A 16,041-nucleotide genomic window follows, 5' to 3' on the forward strand; every position below is an offset into this window, starting at 1 on the left:
CGACACGATGAGGCAGCCAAAAATGATGACCACAGAAATCAGTACCGCCCGGGAGCAACAACTCTTTAACGGCAAAAATTTTCACGTGGTCATCTATAACAAGACGGAGAGCGTCAGCGGGCTTCACCAGCATGATTATTATGAATATACCATTGTGTTGACCGGGCGCTATTATCAGGTCATTAATGGTAAGCGGGTGCTGCTGGAGCGCGGGGATTTTGTCTTTATTCCAATGGGGTCGCATCACCAGAGTTTTTATGAATTTGGTGCGACGCGCATTCTCAACGTAGGCATCAGTAAACGTTTCTTTGAGAAACACTACCTGCCTTTACTGCCGTTTGGTCTGGTTGCCTCCCAGGTCTATACCGTTAAAAGTTCGTTTCTTAGTTATATTGAGTCGGTTATTGCATCACTGAATTTTCGCGAAACCGAGTTTGATGAATTTATTGAACTGGTATCGTTTTATACTCTCAATCGTTTACGGCATTATCGCGAGGAGCCAGAGGAGGATTTTATTCCACAATGGTTGAAAAATACCGTTGAAGGTATGCACGATAAAGTTATGTTTGCTGAATGTGCGCTGGAAAATATGGTGAAGTCCTCCGGGAAAACGCAGGAATATTTAACCCGGGCAACTCAGCGTTATTATGCGAAAACGCCAATGCAGATAATTAACGATATCCGTATCAACTTTGCCAAGAAACAGTTAGAGATAACGAATTACTCAGTGACCGATATTGCCTATGAGTCGGGGTACAGCAGTCCCAGTCTGTTTATTAAAACGTTTAAGAAACTGACTTCATTTACCCCCAGTAGCTATCGGAAGCATCTTACAAGTATTAATTAACCAGGCGCGAAATATTCGCGTAAGCAAAATATCCAGCTTAACTATCCGCATTTACGCGGGGAGTGGGTAACGTATAGCCAAAATCATTCGGGGTGCAGGACAAAACGGTTAACCGTCCTGAACGTTGCTGGCGGCTGCCCGTCAGGGAGCGTCATTCGCGGCTGACACATCTGCATTTTGAAATATGGCGGCTATATATGCGTAGTCCACAAGGGAGAAAAATATGAGCCAGAAATTAAAGGTCGTGACGATTGGCGGCGGCAGCAGCTATACCCCGGAATTACTGGAAGGGTTCCTGAAGCGTTATCATGAACTGCCGGTGAGCGAGCTGTGGCTGGTGGATGTCGCGGAAGGGCAGGAAAAGCTCGATATTATCCATGCGATGTGTCAGCGGATGGTTGAAAAAGCCGGTGTGCCGATGCAGGTCTACAAAACTCTCGACCGTCGCAAGGCGCTGGAAGGGGCTGATTTCGTTACCACCCAATTGCGCGTCGGTCAGTTGAAGGCGCGTGAGAAGGACGAACGAATTCCGCTGAGTCACGGTTATTTAGGTCAGGAAACCAATGGTGCGGGGGGGCTGTTTAAAGGTTTGCGCACCATTCCTGTGATATTTGATATTGTGAAAGATGTTCAGGAAATTTGCCCGAAGGCCTGGATTATCAACTTCACTAACCCGGCAGGGATGGTGACTGAAGCCGTCTGTCGCCACACCGATTTTAAGCGCTTTATCGGCGTGTGTAATATCCCTGTTGGTATGAAGATGTTTATCACCGATGTGCTGAAACTGAACCCGAGTGATGTGCTTAACATCGATCTGTTTGGCCTGAATCACCTGGTCTTTGTCCGCGATGTGCTGGTTAACGGCGTCTCGCGCTTTGACGAACTGCTGGACGGCGTGGCGTCCGGTCGTCTGACCGCTAATTCGGTGAAAAATATCTTTGACCTGCCGTTTAGCGAAGGGTTGATACGCGCGTTGCGCCTGATTCCATGCTCCTACCTGCTTTACTACTTCAAGCCAAAAGAGATGCTGGCAATTGAAATGGGGGAATACTACAAAGGCGGCGCTCGCGCTCAGGTGGTGCAGAAAGTTGAGAAGCAGCTGTTCGAGCTGTACAAAAATCCGGCGCTGAAGGTGAAGCCGAAAGAGCTGGAGCAACGCGGCGGGGCCTATTACTCCGACGCAGCCTGTGAAGTCATCAACGCTATCTACAATGATAAACAGACTGAGCATTACGTGAATGTGCCGCACCACGGTCACATCGACAACGTTCCGGCAGAGTGGGCGGTAGAGATGAGCTGCACGCTTGGCCGCGATGGCGCAAAACCGACGCCGCGCATCACCCATTTCGATGAGAAAGTGCTGGGGTTGATTTATACCATCAAGAGTTTTGAGGTGGCGGCCAGCGACGCTGCAATCAGCGGTAAGCTGGATGATGTTTTGCTGGCGCTTAACCTGAATCCGCTGATCCACTCCGATCGCGATGCCGAAAAACTGGCGCGGGAGATGATCCTCGCACATGAGAAATGGCTGCCAAACTTTGCGACGACTATCGAAACACTGAAACAGTAACGGGAGCTGTATATGGCGCGCGTGTTGATCGTGAATGCCGACGACTTTGGTCTCAGCAAGGGGCAAAATTACGGTATTATCGAAGCTTGCAAAAATGGTCTGGTTACGTCTACAACGGCACTGGTCAACGGTGAAGCGATCGGCCATGCCGTGCAGCTTCGCCGCGGTGCACCGGAGCTGGCGGTCGGGATGCATTTTGTGCTGACGCTGGGGGAGCCGCTGTCGGCCATGCCGGGTTTAACGCGTGAAGGGCGTCTCGGCAAGTGGATATGGGAGATGGCGGAAGCGGGTAATCTGCCGCTGGATGAAATCGCGTATGAGCTGGAGTGTCAGTTTGCTCGGTTTGTCGAGCTGTTTGGCTGCGAGCCGACGCATATCGACAGCCATCATCATGTGCATATGATGGCGCAGATTTACCCCATTGTGGCGGCGTTTGCCGCCCGCAAGGGGATTGCGTTGCGTATTGACCGACAGCAAGTGGCGCCTTCAGCGCTGGCGCATGATAGGGTGCGCAGCAGCGATGGTTTTTCCCGCGACTTTTACGGCGAGGCGGTTTCCGAAGCCCTATTTTTGCAAACGCTGGATGCCTCTATTCAGCGTGATGAAAAATCGCTGGAAGTAATGTGTCATCCGGCATTTATTGATAACACGATTATGCGCAGCGCCTATTGTTATCCGCGTCTGAGCGAACTGGATGTGCTGACATCCGAATCGTTAAAGTATGCCATAGCCGGGCGTGGATATCGGCTCGGGACGTATTGCGACCTGTAGTGGTTGTCGGTGACAGCCGGCCCGGCGGCGGTGCTGCCGGGCCTTTTATACAGAGACTGTGGCAATTTTGTCCTTTTTACTGATATCCGGGTGGCAGTGATCGGCTTTTTATAGGGTTTACATCTGTACGGCGAGTATGCAAAGGGGCGACGAACGGAGGCTTTTTCGGCTATGATAGTGGTTTCTGTCCCCGCTTTGTTTAGTGAACCTATTTGTGATGAAACCTCTTCGCCAACAAAACCGCCAGATTATCAGCTACGTGCCCCGAGTAGAGCCAGCACCGCCGGAACACGCCATCAAGATTGAGGGATATCGCGATGTCTGGTTATTGCGGGGGAAGTATGTCGCTTTTGTGCTAATGGGCGAACATTTTCGTCGTTCACCCACCTTTAATGTGCCGGAAGCGGCGCAACGCTGGGCGACGCAAATGCGGCAGGAAGGTGAAATAGGCGCCTGAGGAGGCGGCGCCGTAAGAATAAAAAACGATTGAGAGTCCCCCGTAATACCGTTCGGTTAAGCGGTTCACAGTGTTTCTCGCTCTTTCGTTGGGGGCGGGTGAGACGCCCCCACACGGTTCGCAGGCCGTGGAGATGGCCAATATCCTCGTATGGGCAGTGAACGGAATAATCCACGGAGCAAAATCAGGCGAAAACAAAAACGCGCCATCTTCGCCAGCACCACCGATTCACTGATATCCTCTGACCCGTAATCATCCCTTCTTAAGTCCCGAACGGCGCTGAACTGAGGATATCAGCGCTGTTTGCGCTCTCAATCCTCATCAGGCCTGCCATTAGCGGTGTACCAGTTCAGCATCTTCTTCGCTATCGAGAATTGTTCTGTCTGTTTGACGTAGCCACTGGCTGGTCAGCGTGCCCGCCGTCATTGAACCGCTCACGTTTAGCGCGGTACGGCCCATATCGATCAGCGGCTCAACCGAGATTAACAGCGCCACCAGCGTCACTGGCAGACCCATCGCCGGCAGGACAATCAGCGCAGCAAAGGTTGCGCCGCCGCCCACGCCCGCGACGCCAGCGGAACTCACGGTAACGATGCCCACCAGGGTAGCAATCCACAGCGGATCGAGCGGATTAATACCCACAGTCGGCGCGACCATCACGGCCAGCATCGCCGGGTAGAGACCCGCACAGCCGTTCTGACCGATAGTGGCGCCGAACGATGCTGAGAAGCTGGCAATAGATTCCGGCACGCCCAGACGGCGGGTTTGCGTTTCAACGTTCAGCGGAATAGATGCCGCGCTGGAGCGGCTGGTAAAGGCGAAGGTGAGCACCGGCCAGACTTTTCGGAAGTATTTCAGCGGGCTCACGCCGTTGACCGCCAGCAGCAGCCCGTGTACCACGAACATGATGCCCAGGCCAATGTAGGAGGCGATAACAAAGCTGCCGAGTTTGATGATGTCCTGCAGGTTGGATCCCGCCACCACTTTGGTCATCAGCGCCAGCACGCCGTAGGGTGTTAACTGCATAACCAGGCGCACCAGTTTCATAACCCAGCTTTGCAGCGTGTCGATCGCAGTGAGTACGCGCTGGCCTTTTGCCACATCATCTTTCAACAGTTTCAGCGCGGCCACGCCGAGAAACGCCGCGAAAATAACCACGCTGATAATCGATGTCGGGTTTGCGCCAGTGAGGTCAGCAAACGGGTTTTTGGGGATAAAAGAGAGGATCAGTTGCGGGACGCTCAGGTCCGCGACTTTACCGGCATAGTTATTCTGAATGGCATTGAGACGGGCAGTTTCCGCGCCGCCCTGAACCAGCCCTTCGGCGGTCAGACCAAACATATTGGTCACCAGCACTCCGACCAGCGCGGCAATCAGGGTTGTGAATAGCAGCGTACCAATGCTCAGGAAGCTGATTTTACCGAGCTGTGAAGCATTATGCAGGCGGGCGACCGCGCTCAGAATTGAGGCGAACACCAGTGGCATAACAATCATTTGCAGCAGTTTCACATAACCGTTGCCGACGATATTGAACCACTGGAGAGAGTCCTGCAGCACCGGATGCCCGGAACCATAGATAATCTGCAGCGCCAGACCGAAAATAACGCCGATAACCAGACCAAGCAGCACTTTTTTAGCAAGACTCCACTGCTTATGCCGGGTTTGCGCCAGCGCCAGCAGTAAAACCGCGAACACAACAACATTCGCTATTAATGGAAAATTCATTCCTGTTCTCCTGATATCCTTTGTGACCGTAGGTCAATGTCGTATTCCTGTGACGGCAAGGGTAGCAGAAGGCGTCTTTCCTTACTTATATCCAAATGGAATTGATTATAACCGTTTTGTTTTTTTGCTGGTTTATTGCCTGGACGGGGGACCAATCAGACGATGAAACGTCATTTGCAGGGCGTTAATCATCTCCGACGACCAGCGTACTGCGCTGTTTTCGGCGACGTTTTGCGGCAGCCATACGGCGTAAACGAATAGCGCGATGCAGAGCACGCGTTCCAGTTGATTCCCCTTGCGCGGCGCAAGCACCGGTAAACGAAAACGCCAGCGACAGGGCCAGAGCAGTGGAACACCCGCCGGGGTCAGCATATCGGCGAGGATATGGCTGAGATAACCCAGTACCAGCCCCTGCAGCGCGTCTGCCGGAATGATCCAGCTCTCTGGCACTTTCAGTGAGAAAAGCGCGACCGCGGCAAATACCGCCAGCAGACTGTGGGTGAAACCACGATGGCCGAAGGCGCGCGCCACGGGCTTTGATATCCAGCTTAATCGCTGCCCAAGAAAAGATTTGGGGTGGTCGATATCGGGCAGCAGGCAGGTCAGCACGGCGGAAGGGATAATATGCCACCAGTCACCCTGGGCCAGCACGGGGGTTAATTCCGCATTTTTCGCAAATACCGCACAGGCGATAGAAAAAAGGAGGTGGCCTTCCGCCGTCATGATAAAAACCCTAAACTGTCAATTTATACAGTATAGGGTTTTTATACAGTGCGGGGAAGAGGTGACGGTGTAACTCTTTGTCACAAAACCGTCAACGTGCCAGCCATCCACCGTCTACCGCGAGGGTAAATCCGTTGATGTAATCGGCGGCGGAGGACGCAAGAAAGACCACCGGTCCTTGCAGATCGTCCGGAATTCCCCAGCGTCCGGCCGGGATGCGGTCAAGAATCTCTTTGCTGCGTTCAGCATCGTCCCGTAACTGCTGCGTATTGTTGGTGGCCATATATCCTGGCGCAATGGCGTTAACATTGATGTGATATTTTGCCCATTCATTGGCCAGCAGGCGGGTAATCCCCAGCACGCCACTTTTTGAGGCGGTATATGAAGGCACGCGAATACCGCCCTGGAAAGAGAGCATCGAAGCAATATTGACAATTTTTCCACCATCACCCTGGCGAATAAACTGTTTCGCGACGGCCTGTGAAAGAAAAAATACCGATTTCAGGTTCAGATTGAGGACATCGTCCCAGTCCTTTTCGCTAAAGGAGATCGCATCGGCGCGGCGAATCGTGCCAGCGTTGTTGACCAGAATATCCACACGTCCCATCGCCGCAACGGCCTGGTTTACGATGGCGTCGATGTCATCCTGACGGCTCAGATCGGCCTGAATGGGAATAAACCGCCGGCCTAGCGCCAGAACCTTTTCCGCCGTTTCATGCGGAATGCGCCGATTAACGCCGACGATATCGCATCCGGCCTGCGCCAGACCCAGCGTCATCCCCTGGCCTAACCCGGTATCACAACCCGTAACGATAGCGACCTTATTCGTAAGGTCGAAGGCGTTCAGTACCATATGCACCTCTGTATGCTGATTTCATGCGTCAAATAGCGCCTGTGAAATCAGCATAGAGGGCAAAAGAGAAAAAAACAATTAAAATGAAACATTGTTTTAATTAAAAAGGTATGGCGGGCCGTTGATATATCCTGTACCGCAACTTCAGCCCAGCAGGTCGCGCACCGTGAGGGATTCCAGCGTCGCGAGCTTCACGTCAGACAACACAAAGCGTGGATCGCGGCTGTTTTCTGCCTCAGGAACGACGATTGAGCGCATACGCGCCGCCTTGCTGGCAATCATGCCATTTACCGAGTCTTCCAGCGCCACACAGTTCAGCGGACTGACCCCGAGTTTCGCCGCGCAGTCGAGATAAACTTGCGGGTGCGGTTTGCTGAAGGGCAGCATTTCGGCCGAGGCGAGGGCGTCAAACTGGTCTCTTAGTTCAAACATGGTGAGGACTTTTTCCAGCATCCGCAGCGGTGAAGCCGAAGCCAGACCGATTTTGAGCCCCTGGGCTTTACACAGCGCGACGGCTTCTCGCACGCCGGGCAGGAGCGGGCGCGCATCTTCAACCAACTGGATGGCGCGGTTGATAATTCGCGCAGTGACCTCCGCGCGATCCGGACCTTGCCACGGCTGCTGTGCAAACCACAGGTCGACAACTAAATCGATTCGCAGCCCCAGCGTATCAGGCATTTCGCCGCGGCGGCGAGTATCTACGCCAAGGCTGGCTATCACCTCCAGTTCCGCCTTATCCCATAGCGGCTCAGAATCAATCAATAATCCATCCATATCAAAAATCGCGGCGTGAATCTGGCGCCTTGCTGACATAAGTCCCTCTCCGGTAGCGTAATCAGGTAACGAATCGCTCCTCATGGTATATCATACCGCGCATGATTGGGCGAAATTCGCCGATGAGGGTAGACTGAAAATGGATAAGGCGTCTTAACAAGGGGAACCCATGACGTATCAACAAGCTGGACGCATTGCAGTACTTAAACGCATTTTGGGATGGGTAGTGTTTATCCCGGCGGCGATCTCGACGCTGATTTCCGTGCTGAAGTTTATGTATGAGCATAGCGAGAAAAAACCAGGGATTGACGCGGTAATGATGGACTTTGCGCATGTAATGATTGAGATGGTTCGCTTTAACACGCCATTCCTCAATTTGTTCTGGTATAACTCGCCGTTGCCGGATTTTAAACACGGTATCAATATCGGTTTCTGGGTGATCTATATTTTGCTGTTCGTCGGCATGGCGTTACAGGCTTCCGGCGCGCGGATGGGGCGTCAGGCGAAGTTTCTGCGCGAAGGGGTTGAGGATCAGTTGATTCTGGAACAGGCCAAAGGGCCGGAAGGGCTGACGCGTGAGCAGATTGCTGAACGCATTGTGGTGCCACGCCATACGATTCTGGTGCAGTATTTCCCGCTGTACGTATTGCCGGTGATCGGTATTGTACTGGGATACTTTTTCTTCTCTTTGCTCGGTTTTCTGTAATCAACGGGCCCGGTCACGCCGGGCTGGCTGATTTACTGGGCAGGTAGCGCACGCGGTTTGCCCTGACTGTCGACCGCAACATAGATAAACAGCGCTTCGGTTGCTTTATAACGCTGGCCGATCGGCTCGGACGACACTTTTTTTACCCATACTTCAATATTGATTGTTACCGAGGTGTTGCCTCGTTTTATACAATTAGCGTAGCAGCACACCACGTCGCCCACGGCCACCGGGCGCAAAAAGGTCATGCCGTCGACGCGTACCGTGACTACGCGGCCATGGGCAATTTCTTTCGCCATAATCGCCCCGCCAATATCCATTTGCGACATCAGCCAGCCGCCAAAAATATCGCCGTTGGCGTTCGTATCAGCTGGCATGGCCAGGGTGCGTAAAACCATTTCGCCCTTCGGCGCGAGATCTGTTGTCGCCATTCTATACTCTGTACCCGTCAAAGATGATCAGGCGCGATGCTACTACGAAAATGGCGTGGAGAGAATAGGGGAATATGCCTGTCAGGGCGGGGCAAGAACAGATACCCGTTTCCGGACGCGGTACTCATTCAGCCTGGAGGATCCCGGCGTGCAGGAATAGACATGCCGACACGACTGACCGCAGGGCGTTGCAGAGAAAAAACCGTCCACAGTCGGACTGCCTGGCAAAACAGCGTTTATGCGGCGGGGCTTTGTACCTGCGGGAAACGGCACGCGGGATACGTGCCGGGGAATCGCGCTTTAGTGGTTGTCGTCCTGAGGCATATGGCGATAGATGTAAACGCCGCTCAGCAGCGTGAATATCAGCGTCAGAGCCGTCAGGCCGAAGACCTTGAAGTTGACCCAGATATTTTGCGGCAGCCAGAAAGCGATATAGATATTCGCCAGCCCGCAGAGAATAAAAAACAGCGCCCATGCCAGATTCAGACGCGACCACACCTGCTGCGGTAGGGTCAGTTCTTTACCCAGCATGCGCTGGATCAGCGGTTTTTTCATTACCCATTCACTGAACAGCAGCGCGCTGGCGAACAGGACGTAGATAACCGTTACTTTCCATTTGATAAACTCATCGTTGTGGAAAAAAATGGTTAGCCCGCCAAATATCGCAACCAGCACAAAGGTAATCAGCGCCATCTTCTCGACTTTGCGATAGCGTACCCAGCTATAAATCAGCACGATGGCGGTGGCGATAATCAGCGCGCTCGTCGCGGCGTAAATATCGTACAGCTTGTAGAATGCGAAGAAGACTACCAGCGGTAAAAAATCCAGAAACTGCTTCATACATCAATTCCGTCGTTCAGAATGGCGCGGGGAGATACCTCGCGCCAGATTAAGTTAGTTACGAATAAGCATATACAAGCGGAATAAATAGATCAGCAACAATGCGGAGATCAGATTGCTGATGGTATTTATCACCACCGCGCCAACATTTGGCGTCAATACCGCGAAGCTGGAGGCAAACAGCAACAGCAGGGTTTTCGCCAGCAGCCAGCCGATTATCGCGGGTGCCAGCAGGCGCATATTGGCCCAGGCCAGGCGCATACTGCTACGCATGGCGCTAAAAATACCGACTTTATCCTGCACCAGCATGACAGGGGCGAAAGAGAGCACAATAGCCAGCAGTATGCCTGGCACCAGCACCAGCATCATCCCCATCTGCACCACAAATGTTGTCAGCAGAATCAGTAACAGCAGCTTTGGCAACATCGGCGCGGAGGCGCCAATTGCGCGAAGGGCGCTGACGCGCTGACCTGCGGAAATCATTTGAATCATCAACAGAACGCCGCCCGCGAGAATGGCGTTACCCACCAGACCGGAAAACGTAGAGGCAGCGGAAGCCCGTAGTAAGATCTGCTGCTGCTCCGGCGTCATGTTCTGGACCAGCTCGAACAGCCCGCCGCTGCCTGCCAGGCTGTCGCCTTCGCTCAAAATTGATAATTGCTCTTCACTGGGTGAAAAGGCATGACCAAGCACTACCGTAATGAACGCGCATAGCAACGCAATCAGCAAGATAGTGACGAACTGATTGCGGAAAAAATTTCCAGTGTCACGGTAGACGGACTTTGCCGTGATAGACATGCATTCTCCTTGAGTATTGCCGATGTTAACTAGCGGGCGATTGTACCGCAAATCGCTGTTGGGTATCACTCTCTGCTCTGGCGCGCTGAGTATATCTTTGTAAATTGCTGCCGGGAGTGATGATTTATCCCATTACGACTGCAAAGGGAAATTTGATGTGGCTTATTGAACGTTGATTCCACTCATAATAGTGAAAATTAATCTGGATCAATAAATGTTAAATTTAGCGATTTAATGTGATCTATGTTGGATCAAACATACTTCATTATGGGTATATACTTGCGCTGAATAACCATAATGAGGAAGTGGATAATGAAAAAATTAGCAGCGGCGTTTGTTATTCTGGGTAGTCTCTCTGCCAGTAGCGTTTCGGCTCATGAGGCGGGTGAGTTTTTTGTCCGCGCGGGGACCGCGACGGTAAGGCCGACAGAGGGTGCTGGCGGTACGTTGGGGAGTCTGGGGGGCTTTAATGTTAGCAATAACACGCAACTGGGCCTGACATTCACCTATATGGCAACGGATAATATCGGTGTTGAACTCCTGGCGGCGACGCCATTCCGTCATAAGGTCGGGACGGCGGCAACCGGTAACATTGCCACCGTTCACCATTTGCCGCCGACATTAATGGCCCAGTGGTACTTTGGCGATTCCAGCAGCAAGCTGCGTCCGTATGTTGGCGTGGGGATTAACTACACCACTTTCTTTGATGAAAGTGTCAACGACAACGGGAAAAACGCGGGGATATCGGACCTGAGCCTGAAAGATTCCTGGGGCGCGGCGGGACAAGTGGGGATGGATTACCTGATTAACCGTGACTGGTTGATTAACATGTCGGTCTGGTACATGGATATCGACACCACCGCCAACTATAAGCTGGCGGGCGCGCAGCAGCACGACAGTATTCGTCTGGATCCGTGGGTGTTTATGTTCTCTGCCGGATACCGGTTCTAAAGTTTTCTGCAAAACCCCTGCAAAACTCTTCTGCAAAACTGGTCATTATATGACCAGTTTTTTCCACTCTTTTCCGCGTGAATCATTGTATCTGTCGGTCATTGTTTTGCTCGTATGACCGAGCAGGATCTGAGTGTTTACGCCTTGTTCTCGGTAAAGACGTTCAGACAGAGATCGTTGCTCATGAAAACTGGGAGGGGTTCCATTTTTTCCCCACTCATATTCAACTTCGTCTCTTGCTCTACTGAATGCCACTGTTAAAGTTGCCGGCTGCACCTTCCCGCCACGCTTTGCCTTTCCTTTAGCGTGGTGATGGTGAAGTAAATACTGGCTAAGCACCTGATCCCTACACAGAGAAATAACTTCACCCAGACTGATATCGAGTTGGTTGCATCGCAGGGCGAGCGGTATCGCGATTTTTGCACCTGTTTTGGCCTGTTCGACAAGTAGATGGTTATCTTCAATATCGGTAAATTTCATGTTGCAAATATCAGACAGGCGTTGACCTGTTACCAGAGCAAGAAGCATCCCTTTCTGAAGAAAATAATGATCTTTCTTCGCCGCAGTATAGATTAACTCCCACTCCTCGAAAGTTAATCGTTGGCGCGTAATTTTGACGTGAGGTTTTTTTGCAGCTTCTGCTGGGTTGAAGCCGACGGGAACGTCGCCAACCTGCTGGGCTTCTGCAAAGACATCAATAGCGACCTTCCTGAATATTTGCCCCATACGGTTATGACCCTTTTCCTTATATTCTTCCAGGATACCTACAATATCCTTTACTGTAATTTGATCGAGAGGTTTCATACCAAGTTGTTCTTCAAAAACTTTTAGAGGTGAGTATTTCTGTTTTAGAGTGTTGAGTTTTATTTCACCTCGATCATATCTCTCTTGCTGGATTTTTAAATAACGAGGGGTGAATTCAGACACTGTTGCTGAACCACCAATGTGTTTATTAACCTCGCTTTTTATTTTAAGAATGTTTCTCATCTGCTGTTCAGCTAGACGGCTGTTAGCTTCTATCGCAATTTCTTTAGCGACTTTTTCGTCAGTGCCTAAGCCATGGAATTTTCCAGTAACAGGATGTTTATAACGCCAGTAAACCTTTTTTGTCCTGGAATCAAAATAAGGGGAAAGCCCCGGTATAGTTACATTATGTTTTCGTGGTCTGCCCATCTTCAAGAATTCTCCTCAACAACGGGTGATCTTGTTTTTTCACCTCAGGTGCTGTCGTCATTCCAACAAAGCGAGCGTCCAATTCCACCCGCCAGCTTTTCCCCACCTTCTGTGGTGGTGGGGATATCATTCCATTCTTCGCGTACTTGTTCAGTGTTGATGGTGCAGGAACCGGATCTCCAAATTCATGTTCAGCCCATACTGAAAGAAGAACTAATCTCGACATTTATCCTCCCAATGATGGCCCATTTAAGGGCCATCTGCTGAATTTAGAAAATCAATTTTTAATCAAACGTTGCCATATTGCAGAAACGTACCGGGCCTGGTGTTGAGCATCCGCCAGCGCGTTATGCTGTTCCCCCTCGAATGGGATAGAAGTTTTAGGATCGAAGCCAATAGCTTTGCCAAGTTCAACCATCGTTCTGACGTCGCGGTCATTCCAGTAGTCCCACGGGCATTCAATACATGCCAGTTCATATGAAGAGCGTAAAATGGTGTTGTCGAAAGTTGCACCATTACCCCAGATTTGTGCCGTTTTACGACCGCCGGGAATATTTTCGAGAACGAAATCGCTGAACTGGAGCAGGGCGTCATCCAGTTGAATGGCATTATCGTTGGCAATTTCTGAACGGGCTTCAGACGACTGTTTCATCCACCATATAACCGTTGATGGGTCAATCTCAGCGCCCCAAGAAACCGCAGATTCAAGGCTGACTACTTTGTAAAATTTTTCGCCGAGAATCCCTGTTGCCGGATCGAATATTACGGCGCCAATGGAGACGATAGGGGCATCAGATTTTTTTCCCATGGTTTCCAGATCCACCATGACGTGAACATAATCAACACGAGATTCTTCAATATTATGATGACCGGATTCAATTTTTACGGCATCTGGCGCGACACCAGACTCAGCGTTGCCCGTAGCGTGCTCATTTGCCTTTTCGCTCTCTGATATTTCATCAGAATCCGCGACTTCATTACTGCCATTTTCTTCCACCTGCACATTACTGCTGGCCTCTTCGTCGGCGATTTTCGGAGTGGGGGGGTCAATCAGGCTTTCAACTGAGTACATGCCGGGACTAACTTTGGCAATTTCAGGCTGCCTTTTTTGGGTCAGGTCTTCATGTACCCATTTTGGATCGTTTGGGTCGCTGATGCCTTCGACGTACTCACCGCGGTCAGCAGCAAGTTTCCTGTCGACATCCTCCCGGGTTAAATCTGTAGTGTTTGAGTGACGGCCAGCACGTGGATCTTCCTCCCACTCCGGATAGCCTTTTGAGCGTTCGCCGTTTTCATAAATGCCATTAGCCGCGAGCCAGTTACGGACCATTGCCCGTAGTTCTGAAGCGCTTTCTTCGCCATTCCATTTAATGGCTCGGGTAACGCCGAATATGCTATGGGCATCGTAGTCGAGTATGTCATTAATTTTGCCCAAAACTTTCATGGCTTTTGCGTGAACATTCTCTTCGCGATCCACAAGCTCCTTGGCGCCAATGAGTTGAGGGCGTGTAATTTTCCCGGGCTCTGCATTTGGATAAAGTTGAGCAATGGCGATCTCAATAGCCAGGTTAGCCATATTTTGAGTTATGGCACGTGTATAGCGTTCAGTCGTGGCAGTATCGCCTGAATGGATAATTTCGGTAACCTGATGTCCTGCAGTCCATTCTTTAACGAGAATGCCGCGATCAATGGCTTTGGTTTCGAACCATAACTTTGCAAACTGGACTTTCTTTCCGAGTTCGTAGCGCTTGCCTTCAGGAAATACTTTTTTGAACGCGCTGGTGAATTTCCAGATGCCTGGCATATCATATTTTTTAATATCTGGTACGTTTTCTGCTGCCAGTATCAAATCTTGAATAGCGTTGTTGTCGGTATCCATTTCAAGAGCTGACAGGCGGTCACGCAGTGGAATGCTGATATGGTAAACATGGCGGTCACGTTCCATATACTGCGCGAGCAATTGAGTGCGGAACGGCATTTCTGCAAGACTGAATAGAGCATTTTCATCATTAGAATAAATCTCTTCAGAATTTGTTATTGCACCATTTTCAGCAACAGGAGATTTTTCTTCAACCGGGGGTTGGGTTATTTTCTGCCAGGTGATTCCATCCTCGCCGCTGAGTTCGTAGCGGTCACACCATGTATCATCGAGAACGCTTTCTTCTGGTAAATCATCAACGATAAACCAGTGAGTGCGGATCGGCAGCTGGTGGTCAGCACCACGGCCAACGTTGATTCCTGCGTCTTCGAGAATATTGAGGATTTCACGTTCAGCGCGAGAATCGGATTTTGCAGAAAACCAGCAAAAATAGCTTTTTGCTTCTGTCGCCTTTGCTTTGGCTTTAATTAGGTACGCATAGTTGTTCATTGCGTTCGGGCTCCTTCAGGTTGTAAGATACCCGGCAGCTGATGGCAGCCGCCTTGGTGGTGGTCATTGGTCAAAACTCGAATCCGGAAAGCTTTGGTCGGCTGACCGGGTACTTAACCCGCCTTGCGCGGGTTTTGTGCTTTATGGGGCTGCTGATGGCTCCTGCCCGTAGCCTGGATATTCCTTAAGCGCCTTTCGTAACGTCGCTTTTGCTGTTTTTGCAGATTGTGTCAGCGCCAGTTTCATTGCCGTAGCGAATGCATCTACAACTTCCTCAGTGGCGTCCATTTCAAGTTTGTGTTCCATCCAAACTTCATTCAGAACCTCATCTTCAACTTCATCATGAAGAACTTCCTTGACCTCAAGAACAGGCAAGACACCGATGAGTTGCTCAGCAGGTGCGGTGCTGAATTTCAACGCCAGTTCGTTGGCTGACATAAAGCCTCCGGGAAAAAGGCCCGCCGTGAGACGGGCAAAGTCAACTTTTCCAATTTAACCAGAACAGGCCTCGTCTCCTGTTTGGTTGTGATGGCGGTATTACCATCGCAATGCCCTGTGCACCGGGCATTAAGCTGGCAAAGCCATTGGTCAAAACTCGTTTAAAAGCGTACTGCTGGCCGTTGGTCGTCGGCCCAGGCGAAAGCCTGTTTGTAAGGTAAACACTGCCCTTTGACGTGCTGCTCAGCGGCAGAATCAACGCATTGTTGCTCTGATTCATAAATGCCAGTCAGAACATCGGAGCATTCACCTGTAATCGCGCAGACGCCGATAATCAGAACGTACAGGGTGCTCATGCGTTTACCTCTGGGTCGCCTTTTTGGGCGAGGAAATAGCAGAGCTGGCGGATCCTTGCGGTAATCCAGTGAAGGCGTACTGCCTGGTTCCCAGTCGTTACACGAGCGAAATCAACCATGTGACAAACTCCGTGATAGGTTTAGAAACTAAAGCCCAAAAGATGAGCCCGATACATACCGAAATGACTACTGAGCGAATGCCATTTTTACTCATTTCAGCTCCAGCCTTAACGCGGCTAACGGTACTTGCTGACTAACCG

The 16,041-nt window shown here is 51.0% G+C and carries 18 protein-coding genes; 6 read left to right on the forward strand and 12 right to left on the reverse strand.

Translation table 11 applies throughout. The features are described from left to right. Nucleotides 1–7: 7 nt before the first annotated feature. The 4 genes from chbR to cedA all read left to right on the forward strand — a co-directional run bounded on the left by chbR (nucleotide 8) and on the right by cedA (nucleotide 3,645). Nucleotides 8–847 (forward strand): transcriptional regulator ChbR, encoded by an 840-nt coding sequence (gene chbR / locus ABK821_RS16040; protein ID WP_277753114.1) that lies wholly within the window; start codon nucleotides 8–10, stop codon nucleotides 845–847. A gap of 223 nt (nucleotides 848–1,070) precedes the next feature. After that, nucleotides 1,071–2,417 carry a 6-phospho-beta-glucosidase gene (locus tag ABK821_RS16045; RefSeq protein ID WP_138361296.1) on the forward strand — a complete coding sequence of 449 codons (1,347 nt, stop codon included), beginning with the start codon at nucleotides 1,071–1,073 and terminating at the stop codon, nucleotides 2,415–2,417. Between the two features lie 12 nt (nucleotides 2,418–2,429). After that, nucleotides 2,430–3,188, forward strand: a complete 759-nt coding sequence (gene chbG, locus ABK821_RS16050; RefSeq protein ID WP_138361297.1) for a chitin disaccharide deacetylase — start codon at nucleotides 2,430–2,432, stop codon at nucleotides 3,186–3,188. A 202-nt stretch (nucleotides 3,189–3,390) separates the two neighbouring features. Next, nucleotides 3,391–3,645, forward strand: coding sequence for a cell division activator CedA (gene cedA / locus ABK821_RS16055; RefSeq protein ID WP_138361298.1), 255 nt, complete (start codon nucleotides 3,391–3,393; stop codon nucleotides 3,643–3,645). Between the two features lie 333 nt (nucleotides 3,646–3,978). On the opposite strand, the gene ABK821_RS16060 is transcribed toward cedA, so the two are convergent. The 4 genes from ABK821_RS16060 to hxpB form a co-directional block, all read right to left on the reverse strand. Continuing rightward, entirely contained in the window at nucleotides 3,979–5,370 is a 1,392-nt protein-coding gene (locus ABK821_RS16060; RefSeq protein ID WP_138361299.1) for an L-cystine transporter, read from the reverse strand. A gap of 132 nt (nucleotides 5,371–5,502) precedes the next feature. Continuing rightward, a complete protein-coding gene (locus tag ABK821_RS16065) occupies nucleotides 5,503–6,093 on the reverse strand; it encodes a metal-dependent hydrolase (protein WP_142502073.1) in 591 nt (196 codons plus the stop codon). Between the two features lie 91 nt (nucleotides 6,094–6,184). After that, the gene (gene kduD / locus ABK821_RS16070; RefSeq protein ID WP_308563857.1) at nucleotides 6,185–6,946 is read right to left on the reverse strand and encodes a 2-dehydro-3-deoxy-D-gluconate 5-dehydrogenase KduD; all 762 of its coding nucleotides are present in this window, start codon (nucleotides 6,944–6,946) and stop codon (nucleotides 6,185–6,187) included. A gap of 144 nt (nucleotides 6,947–7,090) precedes the next feature. Then, complete coding sequence (gene hxpB, locus ABK821_RS16075) at nucleotides 7,091–7,759, reverse strand: hexitol phosphatase HxpB (RefSeq protein ID WP_343178973.1); 669 nt, start codon at nucleotides 7,757–7,759, stop codon at nucleotides 7,091–7,093. 130 nt (nucleotides 7,760–7,889) lie between these two features. Here hxpB and ABK821_RS16080 point away from each other — a divergent pair, with 130 nt between their 5' ends. Continuing rightward, on the forward strand, nucleotides 7,890–8,426 hold the full coding sequence (locus tag ABK821_RS16080; RefSeq protein ID WP_138361303.1) for a YniB family protein: 537 nt from the start codon (nucleotides 7,890–7,892) through the stop codon (nucleotides 8,424–8,426). 32 nt (nucleotides 8,427–8,458) lie between these two features. Here the strand turns inward: ABK821_RS16080 and yciA are convergent, their stop codons facing one another. The 3 genes from yciA to ABK821_RS16095 form a co-directional block, all read right to left on the reverse strand. Further along, complete coding sequence (yciA, locus tag ABK821_RS16085; RefSeq protein ID WP_138361304.1) at nucleotides 8,459–8,857, reverse strand: acyl-CoA thioester hydrolase YciA; 399 nt, start codon at nucleotides 8,855–8,857, stop codon at nucleotides 8,459–8,461. Nucleotides 8,858–9,157: 300 nt separating this feature from the next. After that, entirely contained in the window at nucleotides 9,158–9,697 is a 540-nt protein-coding gene (locus ABK821_RS16090) for a septation protein A (protein ID WP_138361305.1), read from the reverse strand. A gap of 54 nt (nucleotides 9,698–9,751) precedes the next feature. After that, nucleotides 9,752–10,495, reverse strand: a complete 744-nt coding sequence (locus tag ABK821_RS16095; RefSeq protein ID WP_138361306.1) for a YciC family protein — start codon at nucleotides 10,493–10,495, stop codon at nucleotides 9,752–9,754. 312 nt (nucleotides 10,496–10,807) lie between these two features. On the opposite strand from ABK821_RS16095, the gene ompW reads away from it, so the two are divergent. Then, nucleotides 10,808–11,446, forward strand: a complete 639-nt coding sequence (gene ompW / locus ABK821_RS16100) for an outer membrane protein OmpW (protein WP_395033980.1) — start codon at nucleotides 10,808–10,810, stop codon at nucleotides 11,444–11,446. A gap of 45 nt (nucleotides 11,447–11,491) precedes the next feature. On the opposite strand, the gene ABK821_RS16105 is transcribed toward ompW, so the two are convergent. The 5 genes from ABK821_RS16105 to ABK821_RS16125 form a co-directional block, all read right to left on the reverse strand. Then, nucleotides 11,492–12,619, reverse strand: a complete 1,128-nt coding sequence (locus ABK821_RS16105) for a phage integrase Arm DNA-binding domain-containing protein (RefSeq protein ID WP_181334505.1) — start codon at nucleotides 12,617–12,619, stop codon at nucleotides 11,492–11,494. Then, nucleotides 12,597–12,845: an excisionase gene (locus ABK821_RS16110; RefSeq protein WP_181244914.1), complete on the reverse strand. Its 249-nt coding sequence runs from the start codon at nucleotides 12,843–12,845 to the stop codon at nucleotides 12,597–12,599. Before ABK821_RS16110 ends, ABK821_RS16105 begins: the two co-directional genes overlap by 23 nt. Before the next feature lie 51 nt (nucleotides 12,846–12,896). Beyond that, nucleotides 12,897–14,987, reverse strand: coding sequence for an exonuclease (locus ABK821_RS16115; RefSeq protein WP_224359135.1), 2,091 nt, complete (start codon nucleotides 14,985–14,987; stop codon nucleotides 12,897–12,899). 141 nt (nucleotides 14,988–15,128) lie between these two features. Continuing rightward, nucleotides 15,129–15,425 (reverse strand): hypothetical protein, encoded by a 297-nt coding sequence (locus tag ABK821_RS16120; protein WP_224359136.1) that lies wholly within the window; start codon nucleotides 15,423–15,425, stop codon nucleotides 15,129–15,131. Between the two features lie 161 nt (nucleotides 15,426–15,586). Further along, nucleotides 15,587–15,781, reverse strand: coding sequence for a DUF1482 family protein (locus ABK821_RS16125; protein ID WP_205351987.1), 195 nt, complete (start codon nucleotides 15,779–15,781; stop codon nucleotides 15,587–15,589). Nucleotides 15,782–16,041: the final 260 nt, after the last annotated feature.

It is taken from the genome of Klebsiella sp. KE9456 (genome assembly GCF_043832615.1).
Classification (GTDB): domain Bacteria; phylum Pseudomonadota; class Gammaproteobacteria; order Enterobacterales; family Enterobacteriaceae; genus Klebsiella; species Klebsiella indica.